The following is a 265-nucleotide window of genomic DNA, read 5'->3' on the forward strand; positions in this document are numbered from 1 at the left end:
GGGAGTCGCGGGCGCGGATGCCGAGCATGACCGCGAAGAGGCTCTGCACCATGCGCGCACCCACACGGGGCCCGAAGACGCGCAGCGGGTCCAGCGAGTACTCCGGGGCCATCAGGTCGACGATCGGGGTGGTGTCGGGGCGCAGGCTCTGCGCGAAGGTCGCGTACTCCTTGGATTCGGTGCGGTCGATCGCGACGACGCGGCCGTTGCGGTCGACGGTGTCGCCCATGTCGCACTTGAGGAGCACGCTCTTGCCGGCGCCGAG

1 pseudogene is annotated in these 265 nt (G+C 70.6%); it reads right to left on the reverse strand.

Going from position 1 to position 265, the window contains the following annotated elements:
• Positions 1 to 265, reverse strand: a pseudogene (locus tag PZC42_RS21670) (ATP-binding protein); the annotation flags it as partial.

Source organism: Isoptericola croceus, from assembly GCF_029382255.1.
Taxonomy (GTDB): Bacteria; Actinomycetota; Actinomycetes; order Actinomycetales; family Cellulomonadaceae; genus Isoptericola; species Isoptericola croceus.